Source organism: Agrobacterium sp. InxBP2, from assembly GCF_026191755.1.
Lineage (GTDB): Bacteria > Pseudomonadota > Alphaproteobacteria > Rhizobiales > Rhizobiaceae > Agrobacterium > Agrobacterium pusense.
The window spans coordinates 310,091-330,690 of the sequence record NZ_JAINDY010000027.1; the positions used below are offsets into that span (position 1 = coordinate 310,091).

The 20,600-nt window shown below is 58.9% G+C and carries 18 protein-coding genes; 11 read left to right on the forward strand and 7 right to left on the reverse strand.

The features are described 5' to 3' along the window. Position 1: 1 nt before the first annotated feature. Complete coding sequence (locus tag K7A42_RS11085) at positions 2 to 754, reverse strand: GntR family transcriptional regulator (protein WP_004443733.1); 753 nt, start codon at positions 752 to 754, stop codon at positions 2 to 4. A 440-nt stretch (positions 755 to 1,194) separates the two neighbouring features. On the opposite strand from K7A42_RS11085, the gene K7A42_RS11090 reads away from it, so the two are divergent. From K7A42_RS11090 to K7A42_RS11110, 5 genes are all read left to right on the forward strand, one after another. Then, on the forward strand, positions 1,195 to 2,376 hold the full coding sequence (locus K7A42_RS11090) for a Gfo/Idh/MocA family protein (protein ID WP_004443731.1): 1,182 nt from the start codon (positions 1,195 to 1,197) through the stop codon (positions 2,374 to 2,376). Between the two features lie 11 nt (positions 2,377 to 2,387). After that, complete coding sequence (locus K7A42_RS11095; protein WP_004443728.1) at positions 2,388 to 3,272, forward strand: carbohydrate ABC transporter permease; 885 nt, start codon at positions 2,388 to 2,390, stop codon at positions 3,270 to 3,272. After that, entirely contained in the window at positions 3,269 to 4,126 is an 858-nt protein-coding gene (locus K7A42_RS11100; protein ID WP_004443724.1) for a carbohydrate ABC transporter permease, read from the forward strand. The genes K7A42_RS11095 and K7A42_RS11100 overlap by 4 nt, the downstream gene beginning before the upstream one ends. Positions 4,127 to 4,164: 38 nt before the next feature. After that, on the forward strand, positions 4,165 to 5,397 hold the full coding sequence (locus K7A42_RS11105) for an ABC transporter substrate-binding protein (protein ID WP_004443722.1): 1,233 nt from the start codon (positions 4,165 to 4,167) through the stop codon (positions 5,395 to 5,397). Between the two features lie 187 nt (positions 5,398 to 5,584). Continuing rightward, a complete protein-coding gene (locus K7A42_RS11110; RefSeq protein WP_282455158.1) occupies positions 5,585 to 6,697 on the forward strand; it encodes an ABC transporter ATP-binding protein in 1,113 nt (370 codons plus the stop codon). A gap of 149 nt (positions 6,698 to 6,846) precedes the next feature. Here the strand turns inward: K7A42_RS11110 and K7A42_RS11115 are convergent, their stop codons facing one another. Then, on the reverse strand, positions 6,847 to 7,332 hold the full coding sequence (locus K7A42_RS11115) for a hypothetical protein (protein ID WP_004443720.1): 486 nt from the start codon (positions 7,330 to 7,332) through the stop codon (positions 6,847 to 6,849). 243 nt (positions 7,333 to 7,575) lie between these two features. Here K7A42_RS11115 and K7A42_RS11120 point away from each other — a divergent pair, with 243 nt between their 5' ends. The 6 genes from K7A42_RS11120 to K7A42_RS11145 all read left to right on the forward strand — a co-directional run bounded on the left by K7A42_RS11120 (position 7,576) and on the right by K7A42_RS11145 (position 14,746). After that, entirely contained in the window at positions 7,576 to 8,439 is an 864-nt protein-coding gene (locus K7A42_RS11120) for a MurR/RpiR family transcriptional regulator (protein ID WP_006698207.1), read from the forward strand. Between the two features lie 80 nt (positions 8,440 to 8,519). Further along, complete coding sequence (locus K7A42_RS11125; protein WP_004443718.1) at positions 8,520 to 9,302, forward strand: SDR family oxidoreductase; 783 nt, start codon at positions 8,520 to 8,522, stop codon at positions 9,300 to 9,302. A 44-nt stretch (positions 9,303 to 9,346) separates the two neighbouring features. Further along, positions 9,347 to 11,266 carry a beta-N-acetylhexosaminidase gene (locus K7A42_RS11130; RefSeq protein WP_107340333.1) on the forward strand — a complete coding sequence of 640 codons (1,920 nt, stop codon included), beginning with the start codon at positions 9,347 to 9,349 and terminating at the stop codon, positions 11,264 to 11,266. Positions 11,267 to 11,278: 12 nt separating this feature from the next. Next, positions 11,279 to 12,712, forward strand: a complete 1,434-nt coding sequence (locus tag K7A42_RS11135) for a M81 family metallopeptidase (protein ID WP_282455159.1) — start codon at positions 11,279 to 11,281, stop codon at positions 12,710 to 12,712. A 62-nt stretch (positions 12,713 to 12,774) separates the two neighbouring features. Further along, positions 12,775 to 13,980 carry an MFS transporter gene (locus K7A42_RS11140; protein WP_282455160.1) on the forward strand — a complete coding sequence of 402 codons (1,206 nt, stop codon included), beginning with the start codon at positions 12,775 to 12,777 and terminating at the stop codon, positions 13,978 to 13,980. 25 nt (positions 13,981 to 14,005) lie between these two features. Next, positions 14,006 to 14,746, forward strand: a complete 741-nt coding sequence (locus K7A42_RS11145) for a copper homeostasis protein CutC (RefSeq protein ID WP_037090327.1) — start codon at positions 14,006 to 14,008, stop codon at positions 14,744 to 14,746. Here the strand turns inward: K7A42_RS11145 and K7A42_RS11150 are convergent. From K7A42_RS11150 to K7A42_RS11170, 5 genes are all read right to left on the reverse strand, one after another. Further along, entirely contained in the window at positions 14,712 to 15,863 is a 1,152-nt protein-coding gene (locus tag K7A42_RS11150) for a glycosyltransferase family protein (protein WP_282455161.1), read from the reverse strand. The two genes, K7A42_RS11145 and K7A42_RS11150, sit on opposite strands and share 35 nt — an antisense overlap. Continuing rightward, positions 15,860 to 17,107, reverse strand: a complete 1,248-nt coding sequence (locus K7A42_RS11155) for a glycosyltransferase family 4 protein (protein ID WP_278067038.1) — start codon at positions 17,105 to 17,107, stop codon at positions 15,860 to 15,862. Before K7A42_RS11155 ends, K7A42_RS11150 begins: the two co-directional genes overlap by 4 nt. A 41-nt stretch (positions 17,108 to 17,148) precedes the next feature. Next, a complete protein-coding gene (locus K7A42_RS11160; RefSeq protein WP_006699094.1) occupies positions 17,149 to 18,357 on the reverse strand; it encodes a glycosyltransferase family protein in 1,209 nt (402 codons plus the stop codon). Between the two features lie 72 nt (positions 18,358 to 18,429). Further along, complete coding sequence (locus tag K7A42_RS11165) at positions 18,430 to 19,605, reverse strand: ABC transporter permease (protein ID WP_072495120.1); 1,176 nt, start codon at positions 19,603 to 19,605, stop codon at positions 18,430 to 18,432. Continuing rightward, the gene (locus tag K7A42_RS11170) at positions 19,602 to 20,600 is read right to left on the reverse strand and encodes an ABC transporter permease (RefSeq protein ID WP_004443698.1); all 999 of its coding nucleotides are present in this window, start codon (positions 20,598 to 20,600) and stop codon (positions 19,602 to 19,604) included. The genes K7A42_RS11165 and K7A42_RS11170 overlap by 4 nt, the downstream gene beginning before the upstream one ends.

Sequence of the window (20,600 nt, forward strand, 5' to 3'; positions counted from 1 at the left end):
GTCACTCGGGGCCCATCGTCAGTTCGGCGACGAGGTCATAGGCGTCGCTGCGGTACAGCGCACGGGATATTTCCATGAGGCGCCCGCTTTCCAGATAGGCCATTCGCTGAACGGAAAGCGCTGCCGAGCCCGGCGGAACGCCAAGCAGCAGGGTTTCTTCATCGGTAAGGTTACGGGCAGAGATGCGCTGGATGGCGCGCACCGGGCGAATGCCACTTTTCTCAAGCTCAAGATAGAGCGAATTTTCGACCATTTGCGGGTCGGGCAGAATATCGCCTGGCAGGCTCGTGACTTCAAGCGCGATCGGCTGGTCATTGGCAAGGCGCAGACGGGTGAGCCGCGCCACCATGGCCGATTGTGAAAGGCCAAGCGCCATCATTTCGTCGCCGGTGGGGTGAAAGAGGCCTCTGTCCAGCCAGCGGGTGCTCGCCGTCATGCCACGCCGGCGCATGTCCTCCGTAAACGAAGTGAGCTTGGTCAGAGGCTGTTGCATGCGGGTGATCGGCTTGACGACAAAGGTACCGGAACCGTGCCGCCGGACGAGGAGGCCGTCGCGCACGAGGTCATCCACAGCCTTGCGCACCGTGACGCGGCTGACGCAGGCACTTTCCGCAATGTCGCGCTCTGGCGGCAAGGCATCGCCATGTTTCAGGCGGCCACCATTGATGGCGTCTTCAATCGTCTGGCGCAGCTTTAGGTAAAGCGGGCCGCCACCCGATTGCAGATCCTCCAGATTAAGCGCTGCCCCGTTCATCCATAACCTCTGTTACAATCCGATATGGCTGCTTCTGGCTATACCACACAAGTCGCGATCAGCAATACCAAAATAGAACCATTGGCGAACTCGTATTATTAATCGGAGCTTTTTTCGTTCTAATGCCTCAATTTAAGGCCTTATGATCGAAATTTCCGCATTAACCAAAAAAATTTTCTGATCATTGTAATTGCTCTAGACGATTGGCATTTTTTTGGTATTGTTTTGGCATCGGTTGTCGGTGAATAGCTGTTGCGCGTCCTGCCGGCCTGGAAGAATCGGTTTCATATCCGCGACTTGCCAGAGTAAATCGAATTTTGCTTGACCGTTTTGAAAACTAATTTCATCATGGTCGGAAATTATCGCAGATAACTGAATAGCCAGCGGAGAATTGGCTGAATCTGCGAAAATTATTTACTAATGAGCAGGGAACAAAGTTCATGAAGGTGGGAATTATCGGACTCGGATTCCGTCTCGGTTATCTGGGCTACGTTTTTCATGAGATCGACAAGGATTTCGAGATCGTCGGTTATGTCGATCCGGCGCCGGCGGGCTTGCCGGGTCTCAAGGAAAAGGGGATCTCGGCCGGCAAGGCTTACGACAGCCCCGAGGCCTTGATCGCCAATGAAAAATTCGATCTCCTGATGATCGGTTCGCCGAACCACATGCATCTCGACCATATCCGCATCGGTCTTGAGGCGGGTTGCACCATCTTCTCCGAAAAGCCGATCGTCGTCAGCATCGAGGAAAGCCTCGAACTTGCCCGGCTCCTCAACAAGCATGGTCACGAGCGGTTGCTGGTGGGTCTCGTTCTGCGATATTCGCCGCTTTACCGCGATCTGCGCGCCGCACAGGCTGAAGGTAAGCTTGGCGATGTCGTTTCCATCGAGGCTTCCGAGCATATTCCGCCCTATCACGGCGCATTCTTCATGCGCGACTGGCGGCGTTACGAGCACTATTCCGGCTCCTTCATGCTCGAAAAATGCTGCCACGATCTCGATCTCTACAATGGTGTTGTTGGCGCGCGACCCCGTTTCGTATCGAGCTTTGGCGGGCGCAAAAGCTTCACGCCGGCCAATGCGCCGCAGAATGATGGCATCAACGACATGGAGGTTTACCATCGCAAGCCGAGCGGCTGGATGGGATCCGACAAGGTTTTCGACAGCGACGGCGACATCATCGATTACCAGACGGCGATCGTCGAATATGAAAACGGCGCTTCGCTCGCTTTCCATACCAATCTCAACGTTCCCGATGATTTCCGCCGTTTCTGCGTCATCGGCGCCAAGGGCATGGCGGAGGGCGATTTCGTGCGCGGTTTTCTCAACGTGCACAATGCCCGCACCAATGAAAAGACCCTGGCCAAGACCTATTCGGCGGCAACCACGCTCTCGCAGCATTATGGTGCGGACGAGCAGATGGCGGAGGATGTCATCGCCCATGTCGTAGAGGGCGCGCCGCTTCCGGTTTCCGCGCTCGACGCAATCGAGGCCGGTATTCTGGCGCTTGCGATGGATGAAGCGCGTCATGGCCGCAAGGTGGTCGATCTGAAGCCTGTTTGGGAGGCATACGATCTGGCCCTGCATGGGCAGCCGAAATCCCCCGCCGTGAAAACGGCTTGAGGGGCGGCGCGATGGAAGCGAAACGCAGCGCTGTCGTCTTTGCCTGGCTCCTTCTTCTGCCGGCGCTTTTATACATCACGGTTATCGTTGCTTATCCGCTTGTCGATACCTTCATCCTGTCCTTTACCGATGCGTCGCTCAGGAAAACGACAAATTGGGTCGGCTTCATCAATTACGAGAAGATCTTCAACGCGACTTTTGCCGATGTCATCACGCGGACCTTTATCTGGACGTTCTTTTCCGTCTCGATAAAGATGATCATCGGCACCTTTGGTGCAGTGCTGTTGAACTCCGCCGTTCCCGGCCGGGCGCTGTTTCGCATCCTGACAATGCCGCCATGGATCGTGCCGATGGCTATCGGCATCTTCATGTGGGGCTGGATGTATAACGGCCAGTTCGGCATGATTTCCGGCGTGCTGCAGAACCTCGGCCTGGTGGATGGTCCGGTCGCATTCCTCGCCTATGGCAGAACGGCATTTTGGGCAACGATCGTCACTGACGTCTGGATCGGCGTGCCGATGGTGACGCTCTATCTGCTGGCGGCCATCCAGGCCATTCCGCAGGATCTCTACGAGGCCGCTTGGACAGACGGGGCAAGCCGCCTCTACCGCTTCCGCCGCATCACGCTGCCGCTGATGCTGCCCGCGATGATTACCATGTCGATGATCTCGCTGATTTCGACCTTTAATTCCTTCGATATCATCTGGATCCTGACGCAGGGCGGACCGACCGGCCAGACGACGACCATGATCATCGACACGTACAAGACGGCGATCGGCTCTTACAAATATGGTGAGGGTGCCGCGCGCGCCGTGCTGATCTGCATCTTCCTGTCGATCTTCACCTATTTCTACTTCCGCATTACCAGCCGCATCTCGCAGGAGGCCAGCAGATGACCGACAAGAATGCGATGATCAACCGCTACAGGTGGTATGAAATTGTCGGGATTTATTGCGGTATCGCCGTGTTCCTGACCTTCGTGCTGGCGCCCTTCGTCGAAGGATTCCTGGTTTCGCTGAAACCGCTCAGCCTGCTGTTTTCCTCGCCTTACAAGTTCTGGCCGACAAACGGTTCCTTCGAGGCCTACCGCACCATGTGGGTCAGCGTTCCGGGCTTTGCCCGCTACGTCTTCAACTCGTTCTTCATTTCGACGATCTCCACGATCATCGTTCTGCTTCTGGTGGTTCCGGCGTCATATGCCTTCGCCCGGTTCCAGTTTCGCGGCCGCGGGCAATTGCTCGGTGCATTTCTGGCGATCAACATGTTCTCCGGCGCCGTGCTCCTGATCCCGCTTTACCGGCTGATGCGCAATATGGGTGTGCTGAACACCTATCTGGCGATGATCATTCCCGGAGCCGCTTTCCTGATCCCGACCGCGATCTGGCTTTTGCGCACCTATATGCTGCGTATCCCGCGAGAACTGGAAGAGGCGGCCTATGTGGATGGCGCAAGCTACTTCTACACCTTCCGTCGGGTGATCCTGCCGCTTGCGATGCCGGGTATCGCCGTGGTCTCCATCACAACCTTCATCGGCGCTTATGCGCAGCAGTTCATCTTCGCGCTCACTTTCAATTCCAAGACCGAATATATGCCGCTGCCCATCGGCCTCTTCGCCTATTTCGGTCGTCAGGAAGTCATCTGGAATGAGTTGATGGCGGCCAGCTTCGTCGGCATTGCGCCGGCCATGGTCGTGATCTTCTTCATGCAACGATATCTCGTCAGCGGGCTGACCGCCGGCGCGGTGAAATAAACAACAACCGGAACGACCATCAAAACGGGAGACTACCTATGGCACTGAAACATTACGGATTGGCGCTCTGCGCTTTCGCATTTGCCGGTTCCACTGCCCTTACCACGGTGACGGCGCACGCGGCCGACAAGGAGATCAGCTGGATCTATTGCGGCGACAAGATGGACCCGATCCACGAAAAATACATCAAGGAATGGGAAGGCAAGAACGAGGGCTGGAAGGTTGTGCCCGAGGTCGTCGGCTGGGCGCAGTGCCAGGACAAGGCGACAACGCTTGCCGCCGCCGGCACGCCCGTCGCCATGGCTTATGTCGGTTCGCGCACGCTGAAGCAGTTCGCGCAGAACGATCTGATCGTTCCGGTGCCGATGACCGAAGACGAAAAGAAGAGCTATTACCCCAACATCGTCGACACGGTGACGTTCGAGGACACGCAGTGGGGCGTTCCCGTCGCATTCTCGACCAAGGCGCTCTACTGGAACAAGGACCTGTTCAAGCAGGCGGGTCTCGATCCCGAAGTGCCGCCGAAGACATGGGCTGAAGAAATAGCCTTCGCCAAGCAGATCAAGGAAAAGACGGGTATTGCCGGTTACGGCCTCCCCGCCAAGACCTTCGACAATACCATGCACCAGTTCATGCATTGGGTTTATACCAACAACGGCAAGGTGATCGACGGCGACAAGGTCACGGTCGACAGCCCGCAGGTTGTCGCGGCGCTGAAGGCCTACAAGGACATCACGCCCTATTCCGTGGAAGGCCCAACGGCCTATGAGCAAAATGAAATCCGCGCCATCTTCCTCGATGGTAAGGTCGGCATGATCCAGGCCGGCTCGGGCGCCGCAACACGCCTGCAGGAAACCAAGATCAACTGGGGTATCGCGACCCTGCCGCTCGGCCCGGAAGCCAAGGGTCCCGGCACGCTGCTCATCACCGACAGCCTGGCGATCTTCAAGGGAACCGGAGTTGAAGAAAAGGCGACCGAATTTGCGAAGTTCATCACGTCGCCCGGCCCCCAGGGCGAATATGAGCTGCAGGGCGGCGCGGGCCTCACCCCGCTGCGTCCGTCTGCCAAGGTAGACGAATTCGTTGCGAAGGATCCCTTCTGGAAGCCGCTGATCGACGGTATCGCCTATGGTGGGCCGGAGCCGCTCTTCACGGACTACAAGGGTTTCCAGGACGTGATGATCGAGATGGTTCAGTCTGTCGTTACCGGCAAGGCAACGCCGGAAGATGCGGCAAAGAAGGCTTCTGGCGCTCTCGAGCAATATAAATAATCTGATTTCAACGGTTGCGGGCGTAATGCCCGCAACCGGTCCGTTTCGCCGTGAGATTGGTCGCCGCCCCCTGTGGCTGCTCTTTCTCGTGTTTTTCAACGGTTCCGGTCTGACGCGGTTTCCGCATCATTGTCCGGAACGTCTCTGAATGCGGCCAGATTTCGGCCGCTGACGGGAGAGGCAAGTCTTGGGTCAGCTTTATCTCAACAACGTCCGCAAGAACTATGGACATTTCGAAGTCATCAAGGGCGTTCAGCTCGACATCAGGGATGGCGAGTTCGTCGTTTTTGTCGGCCCCTCGGGATGCGGCAAATCCACTTTGCTGCGCATGATCGCCGGCCTTGAGGATATTTCCGGCGGCGACGTCGTCATCAACGGCGTGAAGGTCAATGAACTGCCGCCGGTCAAGCGTGGTATCGCCATGGTCTTCCAGTCCTATGCGCTCTATCCGCATATGACTGTTTTCGAAAACATCGCTTTTCCTTTGCGCGTCGAAAAGATGGAAGAGGGCAAGATCAAGGACAAGGTGGAGAGCGTTGCGAAGATTCTTCAGCTCGACCAGCGCCTGCAGCAGCGCCCCGGCATGTTGTCGGGCGGCCAGCGCCAGCGCGTTGCCATCGGTCGCGCCATCGTTCGTGAACCGAAGATATTCCTCTTCGATGAACCGCTTTCCAATCTTGATGCCGCCCTTCGCGCCGATATGCGCATCGAGCTCACCAATCTTCACAAGACGCTCAAGGCAACGATGATCTATGTCACACACGATCAGGTGGAGGCCATGACCATGGCGGACCGCATCGTAGTGCTGAATGCCGGCGAAATCGCCCAAGTGGGCGCGCCGCTCGAACTTTATCATAAGCCGGCGAACCTGTTCGTCGCGGGGTTCATCGGTAATCCGAAAATGAACTTCCTCAAGGTCACCTGCAAATCCGTCGGTCCCGAGGGTGTAACGGTGGCTTATGAGGGCCAGACGATCACCGTGCCGGTGGAACCTCGCGCTGCTCTGGAAGGCGCGCAGCTAACGCTTGGCATTCGCCCCGAACATACCGGCCTCGAGCCGGCGGACCTCAACATCAAGGTGACTCCCAGTGTCATCGAGCGGCTCGGTGTGAACACGATTGCCTATGGCGTCGCGCCGACAGGTGAAAATTATTGCGCGCTGCTTTCCGGCTCCGCACCCGTGGTGGTGGACGAGCCCATCGTCACCGGCATCAAGGCATCGGATTGTCACCTGTTCGACGAAAGCGGCATTGCTCTCGAGCGGCGCGTCGATCTTTCCGTCCTCAAGCTGATACAATAACGGCTGGGAGTCGGGCCATGCACTCTGTCCTAACGCGCCCGGCTTTTCCTGATGCGATCGGTGTCCGGCGATTTTTGCCCGTCACCGGGCGAAAAAATAACGCCGGGCTTTTGGCCCGGCGTTCACTGAACTCCAGCATCTCCGTTGGATCACGGCATGGGGTTGGGCATGTAGCCGGTAAAGCCGCTGATCTTCCAGCGTCCTTCATGCAGCCGGCAGTAATAAAGCGTCTGCCACTTCATGACGTCGAAACCGCCATCGGCCCTGCGAATTCCGCCGTCGAATTTCTTGCGAACCAGCGCGGTTTCGCCTTCCACTTCGATTTCCTCAAGCGTGGTGGTGGTGAAGATCGCATGGCGTGGGTCTTCAGCAAATTGCTGGGTTTGGAAATCCTTCGCCTGCCGCAGCCACTCGTCGCGATAGGCGGCAAGGGAGGGGAAAGACAGGCGCCAGTTGTCAGGATTTGCATCCCGACTGGCATTGATGCCGAGGAAGCCGTCTTCAACGAAATCATCCGCTACCCTGGACCAGTCGGCTGCAAGGAAAGCGTCGATGTCCCGCGTTACCAGCATCTCCCAGATGGAATGGCGGGCGCTGTCGGTTTCGGCGAAGGGGTTTTGGAAGGGATCGCGCATGATTCTGGTCCGTTGTTGAAATTATTTTCAGGAATTGGAAATTTCTCTGGTGATTATTGTTGGCATATGCTCATCTTCCAATCAACAGAGAAAACCGTTTTCATTTTGAGGATGTCAGGCGTGTCTTCGGGAGGACGGAACAACGGCGGCTCCCGGCTTTATTCGGTTGACGGGCGGCCTGGATTAGGGTGCATCGGAAACGGGGCCAAGCCTTAAGTTTTGGCGGAACGGAGACCGGTGAGCATGGATATTTTCGCAAGAATACAGGAAGACAGGGGACAATTCTCGCAATCGGAGCGGCGGATTGCCGATATTCTGGTTTCGGATTTCGAATTCGCCGTCAATGCGTCGATCATTGAACTTGCCGCCCGCGCCGAAGTGTCTCCGCCGACGGTGACGCGGTTCTGCCGCCGGCTGGGCTGCCAGAGCTTTTCGGATTTCAAGGTCAGTCTCGCCAAGACGGCCTATGTCGGTATCCGGTACCTCACCTCCGAACCGTCCAGCACCGGCCCCTCGGACGTCGCGGAAGAGGTGCTTGCCAAGGCTCAGGAAGCACTTTTCCTGTTGCACAGGACGCTCGATCCTGCCCTTGCCGATGAAGCGGCGATCAAGATCGCCAATAGCGGCATGATCTATGCCTTCGGCGCGGGCGGCAATTCCTCAATGATCGCTTCGGAAATCCAGAACCGGCTTTTTCGCCTGGGTTTGCGTGTCTCCACCAGCGCCGATCACAGCATGCAGCTGATGATGACCGCCGCGGCCCGAAAGGAGGACGTGATTATCGGCTCCTCCTTTTCCGGCCGCAACATGGAGCTGGTGAAGTGTTTCAGGCTGGCTCGCGACATGGGGGTTACCACCATCGCGCTTACCCAGAGCGACACGCCGCTTGCCGCGGCCGCGGATATGGTGGTGGGTGTCAACGTGCCCGAGGGAAACAATATCTTCCGCCCGACTTCATCGCGCTACGCCTATCTGGCCGCCGTCGATGTTCTGGCGACGCTTGCTGCTTATCACCACCGGCAAAGATCGATGGTGACGTTGCGTCACATCAAGCAGCAGCTCGTGGAGCATCGCGATTCGGATGACAAGCAATTGCTCGGCGACTGAAGGTGGGATGATGAAAACGTGGGCTGCTCGGCCCGAGACCCCGCAACAGGGATCGTGAAACTTCAAGGGAGTTGCAGGAGATGAAGGACAGGAAAGACCAGCTCGCCATCGTGACCGGCGCGGCAGGTGACATCGGGCGGGCGATTGCCGCGGCGCTTTCTGAAAGCCATGCGAAGGTGGTGCTGGTTGATATCGATGCTGAAGCCCTTTCCAATGCGCTTTCTCTGCTTTCCGGATCCGGTTTCGTTGCAAAAACCTGCGATGTCACCGATCCTGCAGATCTTTCGAGGCTGGCGGCTGACGTCGCGGAGCTGGGCGATGTGGCGACACTCGTCAACAATGCCGGTGCCGCGAGGGCTGTCAGTCTGCACGACACGACCGCCGAAATATGGCGGCAGGACAATGCCCTTAATCTCGAAGCACCGTTTCTCTGCTTTCGGGCTTTTGAAGACGCGCTGAAGCGGACACAGGGTTCCGTTGTCAATATTACGTCGGTCAACGGTATGTCGGTTTTTGGCCATCCCGCCTATAGCGCGGCGAAGGCCGGATTGATCCACCTGACGAAACTCATCGCCGTCGAATACGGGAAATTCGGTATCCGTTCCAACGCTGTCGCGCCGGGCACCGTGCGCACCCAGGCGTGGGAGGCGCGGGCCGCTGCCAATCCCCAGGTCTTCGAGGAGGCGAAGCGCTGGTATCCGCTGCAGCGCATCGTGAAACCCGAAGACGTGGCGAACGCGGTCGCCTTTCTGGCGGGACCGCAGGCGGCGGCCATCAGCGGCGTGTGCCTGCCGGTCGATTGCGGTCTCACGGCGGGGCAGGCGCCGCTGGCCCGCACTTTTTCGCAATCCGAACACTACTGACCGAGCCCTCTCATAGGGCCAAATGCGCAATAAAGGGGAGCATCATGGCGCTCGCAAACTATCGTCTCGAAAATTCATGGCATCCACTGGCGGAATCCGCATCCGGAGGCTTCACCTTCACGCTGATCAATCTTTCCCGAGAGCCGCTGAGGGATTTCCGTATCGTTTACACGTCGCTGACGCGGACGGTAGACAAGCCGGTTTGCGGCAATGCGGTTTATCTGCGCCGTAACGCCAATTTCCATGAATTCGCGCCGCCTGCCGGTTTCGTGCTGGAACCCGGCAAATCCTGGCGTTTCACCGTCGATGGGTTGCTGAGGCCCGCCCGGCATCGCACGGATGGTGCAAAATCCGCCTATATCAGCCTTGCCGACGGCACGCATCGCGCCGTTGATGTCGGGGACCTGATGTTGGACGGGCGTCACAGCGAGCCGGCGCCGGTGCTGCTTCCGGAAGGCAAGCTTGTTCTGCCTTTTGCCATCCAGCCCTGGCCTGCCGAAATCGATGCCGAACCCGGCGACGGCTTTCCCGTCGCGCTCTTCCCGTCGGAAGATGCCAAGGCCGATGAAGTCCTTGCGGTGGAAACCGTGCTTTCGCTGTTCCGCAGGCTATTTGCCGTCGGGCACGTGCCCTTCAGCCTCGCCCCTGTGCATGAGGGAAAGGCCCTGCACTTCAAACAGCATAGCGGACTGGAGGCGGAAGGTTATCGCCTTTCCTTTTCCTCTGACTTTGTTGTCGTGGAATACTCGGCCGCTGCCGGGCTGCAGTATGGCCTGACGGTTCTGGCGCAATTGCTGCATGGCGCGCGTCTCGATCCAAGGTTCCGTTTTCCCGCGTCCGGCACAATCAGCGATGCGCCGCGTTATAGCTGGCGCGGCTGCCACCTGGATGTCTCGCGGCAATTTTATCCGACGCAGGATGTCGTGCGGCTCATCGATATTCTTGCATGGCTGCGCATGAACCGCTTCCACTGGCATCTGACGGATGATGAGGCGTGGCGTCTTGAAATCAAGGCTTATCCGTTATTGACCACGGTCGGCGCCACACGCGGCCCGGATGCGCCGCTTCTGCCGCAGCTTGGCAACGGCGCGGAACCGGTCTCCGGTTATTATACCCAGGACGATGTGCGCATGGTCGTTGCCCATGCGGCGGCGCTGAATGTGGAAATCGTGCCGGAAGTCGATATTCCCGGCCATAGTACGGCTGCCCTCGTCGCCTATCCGGAACTGACGGACGGGCAGGAAGCCCCTGACAGCTATCGCTCCGTGCAGGGATATCCTAACAACGCGCTCAATCCGGCCATCGAACTCACTTACGAATTCCTCGGCAAGGTTTTCGACGAGATGGTGGAGCTGTTCCCGTCTCGGCTGATCCACATCGGCGGCGATGAGGTTGCGGACGGATCCTGGCTCGCCTCGCCACTCGCCAAGGCGCTGATGGAAAAGGAGGGACTTGATGGTACTTTCGGTATCCAGTCCCACTTCATGAAACGCATTCAGGCCATGTTGCACGAGCGCGGCCGTCAGCTGGCCGGCTGGGACGAGGTTTCTCACGGCGGCGGCGTCGACCCCGCGGGAACATTGCTGATGGCGTGGCAGAAGCCGGAGGTCGGCCTTGAACTCGCAAGGCAGGGTTACGATGTGGTGATGACCCCGGGGCAGGCCTATTATCTCGACATGGTTCAGGACGAAGCCTGGCAGGAGCCGGGTGCCAGCTGGGCCGGCACCGTTCCGCCTTCCCACACCTACTCTTATGAGGCGATCGGTGATTTTCCTGAGGAGTTGAAGGAGAGGATGAAGGGCGTTCAGGCCTGCATCTGGTCAGAACATTTCCTCAACCGCGCCTATTTCAACCATCTGGTCTTCCCGCGGCTACCGGCCATTGCCGAGGCGGCCTGGACACCGAAGGCGCAGAAGGATTGGTTGCGTTTTGCGGCCATCGTTCCCTTTAGTCCGGTGTATTGAGGGGAAGGTGACATGCGTATTGCCGTTGGTGGAATCCATACCGAGTGCAGCACCTACTCGCCGGTGTTGATGGGGCAGGAGGATTTTCGCGTCTTTCGCGGCGCGGAGTTGCTGGAGGCCGAATATTTCAACTTTCTCGCCGAAGGCGGAGCGGAGGTGCTGCCGCTTCTGCACGCCCGGGCGGTGCCGGGCGGTCCGGTGTCGCGCCCGGCCTACGACGCTTTCAAGCGGGAATTCCTCGAGCGTCTGAAAGCCTCATTGCCCTTGGACGGACTTTATCTCGCCATGCATGGCGCGATGAATGTTGAAGGCATGGACGATGCGGAGGGCGACTGGATTTCAAGCGCCCGCACCGTGGTCGGACCGGATGTCGTCATCTCCGCGAGCTACGACCTGCACGGCAATGTCAGCCAGACGATCATCGATCAACTCGACATATTTGCCGGCTATCGAACTGCGCCGCATATCGATGTGCGGGAGACGATGGTGCGCGCCTGGACGATGTTGATCAGGGCCCTGGAGACAGGGACAAGACCCGGTATCGCATGGGCGAAAATCCCCGTTCTGCTGCCCGGCGAGAAGACTTCCACGGAAGACGAGCCGGCCAGGAGCCTTTATGCTTTCCTTCCTGATCATGACGCCCGCCCTGGCATCTGGGATGCGAATTTCATGATCGGCTACGTCTGGGCGGATGAACCGAGAGCGACCGCTTGCGCCGTGGTGACGGGAACGGATAAAGCGGCCGCACAGGCAATTGCGGCCGAGATCGCGCAATCCTACTGGGACGCCCGGCAGGATTTTCATTTCGGTCCCGTGACGGAGCCACTCGCGAAAATTCTGGATATTGCGGAAACGACGACCACCCGGCCGATCATCCTGGCGGACTCGGGCGATAACCCCACTGGCGGCGGGGTGGGCGATCGCGCCGATGTTCTGGCGGCGCTGCTTGCGCGTGACTGGCAGGGGGCATTGCTGGGCGGCATTACCGACAGGCCTGCGGTCGAAGCCTGTTTTGCGGCGGGCGAAGGCGCGATCCTTTCCCTGAAGATCGGCGGAAGTCTTGATCCGAAGAGCCCGTCCGTCACCGTTGAAGCCGAGGTTGTGACACTGGACGATCCCGGTGCGGCAGATCAGCGGCAGGCTGTGATCGCCATCGGCGGAATCACGGTCATTCTGGCGGCCCGTCGCCGGCCCTATCACATGATTTCGGATTTCACCCGTCTTGGCTTCGATCCGAAGGACGTGCGGCTTCTGGTGGTGAAATCCGGTTACCTGTCGCCGGAGCTTGCGCCGATCGCCAATCCCAACCTCATGGCGTTGACGGAGGGGGTAATCAATCAGGATATTGAAAATCTTCCCAATCGCCGTCGGGAGGGCGATTTTTATCCCTGGAAGCCGCACTTCGATTATATCCCGAATCCTGCCCTTTCGGTCCGCTGGCGATGACAGCGGTCCGGTAGCTTCAATCCAGCGATCCGGCTTTGCCGGATCATCTCAGGCGAACATCCATGCCGTCGGCTCTTTCCATCATCATCAACAATCCGTCGATCCGCATCGGGGCGCTCGCCATCCTGTTCTTCGGATTTTCGAATGCGGCGACCGCGCCTTATCAGGCGGTGATCGGCATTCGCGAAATCGGGCTCAGCAACACCGTCTATTCGCTGCTGATGCTGTTTGCCGCCGTCATCAATGTCAGCGCCAGCGTGCTGATGGGCATCGTCGCTGACAGGCTGGGTGAATATCGCAAGCCAATGCTCTATATTGCGCTGTTCGGTGTCAGCGGCTACCTGCTGGTGTATCTCGCCGGTAATGCCACTGCCTTTGTGGCCTCCAAACTCGTGCTTTTGCCAATTTTCGGCGCGATGAATTCGCTGATCTTTGCGCATGTGCGTGCCGACGCCCGCAATCTTTCGACGGGCGAGATGATCGCGGTGAATTCCATCATGCGGGCGACGATCTCGCTTTCCTGGGTACTGGTGCCGGGGCTTGTGGGGGTATTTCTGGTGAATTCCGGAAACATGCTGACCGCGTTTTTGTTCTCGGGCGTCTGCGCGCTCGTCTGTTTTCTGCTGGTAGCCTTCTGCCTGCCGCGCGCCGCCACGCCCGCCTCGGCCAGTACCGAAGCGCGTTTTGGCCTGCGCGCCTCGCTTGGTGAAATCGGATCACGTCGGGTGCTGCTTCGGATCGTCGCCATCGCATTGATCTGCTCGATGCTGCATTTGAACGATTCCGTGCGCTCCCTCATCATTACCGGCCAGGCCAAGGGTACGGTGGCCGATATCGGCATCGTCGCCGGTATCGTCGCCGCGCTGGAAATCGTTTTCATCCTGCTGTGGGGCTGGATAGAAAAGAAGGTGCCCCAGACGCTGACGCTTGCTGCGGGCGCACTGCTTTACGCTGTTTACCTGATCCTGCAGGGGCTCGCATCGGCGCCGTGGCATATCTATGCCCAGACCGTCATCAGCGCACTGGGGGCGGCCGCGATCATCAGCATACCCATCACCTACCTGCAGGAACTGATCGCGGACCGGCCGGGCCTCGGCAGTTCGCTGATCGCCGTCAATATTTTTCTTGGAGCGGGTCTTGGCGCCCTGATTTTTGCCCTTGGCACGCTCGTCTCCAATTATTCGGGAACGTCGATCCTCGGGGCGATCGTCGGGATTGGCGGGGTTTATATGCTCTACGCCCTTGATGGGATCGGTCGCCGCAGGTAACCGCCATCGAATGAAAGAGGCTATGATGATTCTCGAGATTTGCGTGGACGATGTGGCCGGCCTGGAAGCCGCAGTGAGAGGCGGGGCAGACCGTATCGAACTTTGCGCGGCACTGTCCGGCGGCGGGGTCACCCCGTCTGTCGGCTTTATGCACCGCGCTGCGGCTTATGGGTTGCCCGTCAGCGTGATGATCAGGCCACGCGCCGGCGATTTCGTTTTCACGCGTGATGAAGCGGATGTGATGAAACGCGATATAGATGCGGCGCGCGCCGCGGGCCTTTCCGGCGTGGTGCTCGGTGCATCGCGCGAGGACGGCTCCCTCGATCTTCCGCTGCTCGAAGAGCTGCGTCGTCATGCCAACGGTCTGGATGTAACGCTTCACCGGGCTTTCGATGTCGTTCCCGCCATGGATGAAGCCCTCGAGGCCGCCGTTGCGCTCGGCTTTTCCAGAATTCTCACTTCCGGCGGCGCACGTTCAGCGCTGGAAGGGGTGGAGACTCTGGCCCGTTTGTCGGAGGTCGCTGCCGGGCGGATCGCCATCATGCCGGGTGCCGGCGTGCGTCCGCAAAGCGTGCAGACGCTGCTTGACCGGCTTCCAATCACCGAAATCCACGCATCCTGTTCCGCCGTTCCTCATTATGATCCGGAAAGCCGCGTGGCGAAGCTCGGTTTCACCGGGGCGGGGCGCAAAGTCACGGATGAGGCAGCGGTGCGTGAATTAAAGGCGATCCTTACCGCTCATCATAAAGCCGATGCAGCGTCCTAGCCGTCCCGGCGGCGCCATCGAGATTGAGGTGGACCGTACCGGGTGGCGGCAGGACGAGCGCCGCCTTGATCGCTTCGGCCATGGAGGCTGGCGAAATATCTTTCTCTTCCAGCACATGGGCAAGCCCAAGCCCGGCCAGCCGCTCCGCACGGGCGCTCTGTTCGGTTTCACCGCCGGCCGCGAAAGGGATGAGGAGCGAACGGCATTTTGCCTGAAGAATATCGCAGACGGTGTTGTAGCCGGCCTGTGACACCGAAAGGCGCGCGCCGGCGAGCAAGCTCGCGAAATCCTTGCGGAAGCGGAAAACGGAGATATTTTCCGGTGCTGCAGCCAATATCGCATCGAAATCCGCCTGTGGCATATTGGGACCGGTGACGAGACACCAGCTCTTGATACCGTCCAGCAGCGGCGCGGCCTCAAGGGCGGCCCGGACAAGGGCCGCACCGACAGCGCCGCCGCCGGCGGAGACCACAATATCGAATTTCTCGACCGGTTCCGGCGGTGGAAGCGGGGCCACCAGGCCGGTATAGACAATACGCTGACGTATCTCGCTGGCGAGGGGAAAGGTATCTTCCAGCCGGGCGAAATCCGGGTCGCCGTGCACGAGCACGGCGTCGAAATGTTTCTTTACCAGCGAGACGGTTTCTTCATCCCGGCCCGGCTTGGTTTTTTCCTGCAAAATATCTCGCAGTGACGCCATGACGAGCGGGCGCGGTTCGCTATCCTCGATCTCATCGAGAAGCGGAAGCAGTTCGAACCGCACCTGCCTGCGGCCGAAGGGAAAAGCCTCGATGATGACGATATCGGGTTTGGCGCCATGATAGGCACCGATCAGCATATCGGTCCTGAGCCTCTTGAAGTCGTCATCCACCGGTTTGCCGGCACTGTCGACCAGGCCGGTAAAACTGCCATCGCTGACGGTAATCGGCGGCAATTCGACATGACGGATGCCTTCACCCGGAAAACCCGGGACAGGCGTTCCGCCCGTCACCAGAACTACGTCGAAACCATCCGTCTGAAGGGCATTGGCGATGCGGCTGGCGCGGGCTATATGGCCGATGCCAAGAAGATGCTGGACATAAAAGAAAACACAGGGCCGCTTTTCCATCTCGGTCATGGTGTCTTTTCCCATTCGGTCTCGAAGAGCGTCTTCAGTTCGGCAATGCTGGTGCGATGATCGAAGGCGGTGCGCACGCGGTTTTCGGCGGCGTTGCCAAGACGCAGGCGCAATTGCGGATCGGTAATAGCCAAGCGCAGGGCATCTGCGAAGGCCGCTGGATTTTCCGGCTCTGTGAGCAGGCCGTTTTCACCACTGACGAAGAACTCCGGAATGCCCGATATGTTGGTGGAGATGCAGGTCATCGCCTGGCTTGCAGCCTCGACCAGCACATTGGGAAGACCGTCGCGGTCGCCATCGCTGGTGATGCGGCAGGCAAGGGCAAAGAGGTCCGCTTGCCGGTAATTCTCCAGCACCTGCTTCTGGTCCATGGCTCCCGTCCAGACGACCCTGTCGGAGACGCCAAGTTCGTCCGCGAGTTTTTTCAACGCAGCCAATTCGTCCCCGCCGCCGATATGGGTAAAGCGCCAATGGATATTGCGTGGCAGCGAGGCGAGCGCGCGCAACAGAATATCGATTCCCTTTTTCTTGACCGCACGGCCGACACTCAAAATCCTGACCGGATCCTCGGCATCTGAACCGTCTCTCGCCGGCCGCGGCGTGTCGAAATGCGGGAAACGCGTGAGATCGAGGCCATGATAACTCAGATGTACGTTCTGCCTCACCCCGGAAAGGGTCTGCAGATGCCGAAAGCCGCCGGCAGTGCAGGTCACGGCCCAGCGGGCGCTTTGCAGCTTGGCGGCAAGGTCACGATCACTGGAGGTCCAGATGTCCTTGGCGTGGGCCGAAATCGTCCAGGGCGTGCCCGTGATGAGATGGGTATAGGCCGCGACTGAGGCGGGCGTATGAATGAAATGCACATGCAGCCACCCGGCATCCTCCGGCCATTCATGGGCCAGCACGGCCGCCTGACCGAAACGGCGAAAGCGATTGCGGCTGAGATCATGGGGCAGGTCGCTGAGAAACTGGCGAAGCGCCTTGGTGAAGCCCGGCTTTTTGCGACATCCCCACAGGGCTTTCAGCACACGCAGAGGTTCCTCATGCAGATACTCCGGCAGGTAGGTGACGGGCGCGCTGATCTCACCATGAACGGGATGGCGTTTCTTATCCGTTGGCCGGCGCATGGACATGAGTTCGAGCTTCAGCCCGGCCTTTTCAAGCCCCAGCAATTCCTGGGCGATAAAAGTCTCGGACAGGCGCGGATAGCCCTTGAGGAGCACCACGATTTTTTTTGCATCAGTCACGTTGCGCGCGTCTCTTCTGAACGTTGGTTGCCGAGGCCGGGTTACGCGCTGAGCGTGATCGGCGTCTTGTCGCCCTCGGGCGGCAGCCATTCGGCAATCCTGCGTGATATGTTTTCCAACCCGTCGAGCTTCAGCCCGCACGAATTGACGGATGGCGGCGCGCGGTGCGGCAGGGCTTTGAGGGCGGCCGCCATCTTGGCGGGGTTCTCGGCATCTTCCGGCAGGAGCATGTCGAAAAGACCCAGCTCCGATGCGCGGCTGGCGCGGATAAGCTGCTCCTCCCGCGGCACCGTGCGGGGCACGACGAGTGCGGGTTTGTCGAAGGACAATATTTCGCAGACGGTGTTATAGCCGCCCATGGAGACTACGGCCTGTGCGCCAGCGACGAGATCTTCCATGCGATTGTCGAATTCGATGATTTCGATGTGCGGTATATCGGCTACGCTGCTCATGAAGCGCTGGCGCTGATCCGCCGGCATATAAGGGCCGAGCACGACCAGCGCCTTGTGCGTCAGCTCCGGGTCATGTCGGTAGGCGTTGATGACGTCATCGATCAATTCACTGCCGTCGCCACCGCCGCCTGTGGTGATGAGAAGATAATCGCCTTCCGGCCGATGCGCCGCGGTCTCCGCCTGTGTCTTCGATCTCTGAAGAAAGCCCACGAAATCCATCTTGTCGCGCACCGTCTGCGGAACGTCGAGCCCCGTCAGCGGATCGTGGAAATCCGGCGGGCCATAGACCCAGACATGGTCATAGAACTGGCCGATCTTGGTCATGACGTTGTTGCGCTTCCACTCCGCCTCGAGCAGCTGCGGCGCATCCATGACATCACGCAGGCCGATGACGAGCTTGGTGCCCTGTCCCTTGAGATAAGCGAGTGTTTCCTCCACCTCGCCGCGAAGGCCCATGGGCTCCTTGTCGACGATGAAGATGTCAGGCTGGAAGCTTTCGGCGGTATGGTAGATGATGGACCGGCGCATCTTCAGCGTTTCCTGAAGATCGATATGCCTGTCCATCGAGGTGTATTCGCCATTGCGCAGCTTGATGACGCTCGGAATTTTCACGAAATCGACGCGGGCGCGATAATCGAAGGCACCGGCAATGGTAGCCCCTGAAATGATGAGGACGTTGAGACCGCGATAATCCTCCACCAGGGCATGCGCAATGGTGCGACACCGCCGCAGATGGCCGAGACCGAAGGAATCGTGGCTGTACATGAGAATGCGCGCGTCGTTCAAACGGGAGCTCATGGGCCACACCTCTTTTTGCCTTTCACGATGAAGGCGGCTTCGGAAGGGCAGTTTATCAAGGTGTATTCCATTTTATCTGAAGGGGTCCGCAGCATCACGTAGTCCGTCACCAAAGAAATTAAAGGCCAGAATGACGAGAACGACAGGGATCGTCGGAATGAGAAGCCAGGGATATAGCGCAATGACGCTGACGCTGCGCGCCTCCGTGAGCAGAATTCCCCAACTTGTGATCGGGGGGCGCAGGCCGAGGCCCAGGAAGCTGAGCGCTGTTTCGCCAAGGATCATGCCCGGTATCGTCAGGGTGGCCGAGGCGATAAGATGGGACATGAAGCCCGGAATAAGGTGTCGGCCAATGATACGCGGTGTGCCCGCTCCCATCAATTGCGCAGCCAAAACATAGTCTTCCTCGCGCAACGCCAGTAGCTTTGAACGCACGGCGCGCGCTAGCCCGGTCCAGTCCAGCATGCCGAGAATGATGGTGATGCCGAGATAAACGAGGATCGGACTCCAGGTCACCGGCATGATGGCCGCGAGCGCCAGCCACAGCGGAATGCTGGGAATGGATTGCAGGACCTCGATGATGCGCTGGACAATCAGGTCAAACGTGCCGCCGCGATATCCCGCCAGGCCACCGATCACAATGCCGAGAACGAAGCTCATGGCGACGCCGAGGAGGCCGATGGTCAGTGAAATGCGCGCGCCGTAGATGATACGGGACAGCACGTCACGCCCGAGGCGGTCGGTGCCGAGAAGGAACAATTCACCGCCTTCTGCCGGGCAAACGAGATGGGTTCTGCCCTCGAACATGCCCCAGAAACGATAGGTGTCACCCTTGCAGAAGAAACGCAGCGGCTGGATATCGGTCGGCACGTCCCGGTAGACACGCCTCAGATTTTCCATGTCGAGCGTCATTTCACGGCCATACACGAAGGGGCCGACAAATTTCCCGTCATTGAAGAGGTGGATGGCCTGGGGCGGGGCGTATATGTGTTCGATATTGCGGGTGTGGAGATTATAGGGGGCGAGGAACTCGCAGATCAGAATCGAAAGGTAAAGCACCACCAGAAAGGCGCCGGACCACACCGCGATCTTGTGCTGGCGGAACTGCCACCACATGAGCTTCAACTGCGAGGCTTTGCTGAAGGCCGCCATGCCAGACGTGTTGGGTTCGATCAGCGACGGGTCGAAGGGCGCGGTCGAGACATAGTGTGGCAGGGCTTCGCCGGGATTCGGAATGGATGAAGTCATTTGACGTTACCACCTCCGAAGCGGATTCTCGGATCGAGTATGGCAAGGGCGATATCCGACACCAGAACGCCGATCACCGTCAGGAACGCAAGGAACATCAGGAACGAACCCGCCAGATACATGTCCTGGCTTTGCAACGCCCGGATGAGCATGGGGCCGGTGGTCTCGAGCGACAGGACGACGGCAGTAATTTCCGCGCCCGATATGATGGCAGGCAGGATCGAGCCGATATCCGAGATGAAAAAATTCAGGGCCATGCGCAGCGGATATTTGGTCAATACCCTGAAAGGGTGCAGGCCCTTGGCGCGGGCGGTGACCACATATTGCTTCTGTAATTCATCCAGAAGGTTGGCGCGCAGGCGGCGGATCATGCCGGCCGTGCCCGCCGTTCCGATGATGAGAACGGGAATCCAGATATGCTCAAGGATCGACTTGAACTTCGCCCAGCTCATCGCCTGGTTCAGATATTCCCGGTCCATCAGATGGCCTATGGAGATGCCGAACCATATGTTGGCGAAGTACATCAGAATCAATGCCAGCATGAAGTTGGGGATGGCGATGCCGAGCAGGCCGAGGAAGGTGAGCCCGTAATCGCCCCAGCTGTATTTATGCGTGGCGGAATAGATGCCGATCGGAAAAGCCAGCAGCCAGGTGACAATGATGGTGACGAAGGAAACCAGAACCGTCAGCCACAGGCGATCTCCCACCACGTCGCTCACGGGTAGCTGATATTCGAAGGAATAACCGAAATCGCCGACAAGCATGCCGGTCGCCCAGCGGAAATAGCGGATCGGGGCGGGCTGATCGAAGCCGTAGCGGACGCGCAGTTCCTCGATTTCGGCAAGATTTGCCGTTTCGCCCATGGCGCGCAGCTCAGCGACATAGCTTTCGAAATAATCGCCCGGCGGCAGTTCGATGATGGTGAAAACCAGCATCGAGATCAGGATGAGCGTCGGGATCATGACGAGAACGCGCTTCAGAATATACCGCAGCAT

Coding starts and splice junctions, on each gene's coding strand:
- K7A42_RS11085 (WP_004443733.1), bottom strand. CDS start 754: ATGAACGGGGCAGCGCTTAATCTGGAGGATCTGCAATCGGGTGGCGGC.
- K7A42_RS11090 (WP_004443731.1), top strand. CDS start 1,195: ATGAAGGTGGGAATTATCGGACTCGGATTCCGTCTCGGTTATCTGGGC.
- K7A42_RS11095 (WP_004443728.1), top strand. CDS start 2,388: ATGGAAGCGAAACGCAGCGCTGTCGTCTTTGCCTGGCTCCTTCTTCTG.
- K7A42_RS11100 (WP_004443724.1), top strand. CDS start 3,269: ATGACCGACAAGAATGCGATGATCAACCGCTACAGGTGGTATGAAATT.
- K7A42_RS11105 (WP_004443722.1), top strand. CDS start 4,165: ATGGCACTGAAACATTACGGATTGGCGCTCTGCGCTTTCGCATTTGCC.
- K7A42_RS11115 (WP_004443720.1), bottom strand. CDS start 7,332: ATGCGCGATCCCTTCCAAAACCCCTTCGCCGAAACCGACAGCGCCCGC.
- K7A42_RS11120 (WP_006698207.1), top strand. CDS start 7,576: ATGGATATTTTCGCAAGAATACAGGAAGACAGGGGACAATTCTCGCAA.
- K7A42_RS11125 (WP_004443718.1), top strand. CDS start 8,520: ATGAAGGACAGGAAAGACCAGCTCGCCATCGTGACCGGCGCGGCAGGT.
- K7A42_RS11130 (WP_107340333.1), top strand. CDS start 9,347: ATGGCGCTCGCAAACTATCGTCTCGAAAATTCATGGCATCCACTGGCG.
- K7A42_RS11135 (WP_282455159.1), top strand. CDS start 11,279: ATGCGTATTGCCGTTGGTGGAATCCATACCGAGTGCAGCACCTACTCG.
- K7A42_RS11140 (WP_282455160.1), top strand. CDS start 12,775: ATGCCGTCGGCTCTTTCCATCATCATCAACAATCCGTCGATCCGCATC.
- K7A42_RS11145 (WP_037090327.1), top strand. CDS start 14,006: ATGATTCTCGAGATTTGCGTGGACGATGTGGCCGGCCTGGAAGCCGCA.
- K7A42_RS11150 (WP_282455161.1), bottom strand. CDS start 15,863: ATGACCGAGATGGAAAAGCGGCCCTGTGTTTTCTTTTATGTCCAGCAT.
- K7A42_RS11160 (WP_006699094.1), bottom strand. CDS start 18,357: ATGAGCTCCCGTTTGAACGACGCGCGCATTCTCATGTACAGCCACGAT.
- K7A42_RS11165 (WP_072495120.1), bottom strand. CDS start 19,605: ATGACTTCATCCATTCCGAATCCCGGCGAAGCCCTGCCACACTATGTC.
- K7A42_RS11170 (WP_004443698.1), bottom strand. CDS start 20,600: ATGCTGCGGTATATTCTGAAGCGCGTTCTCGTCATGATCCCGACGCTC.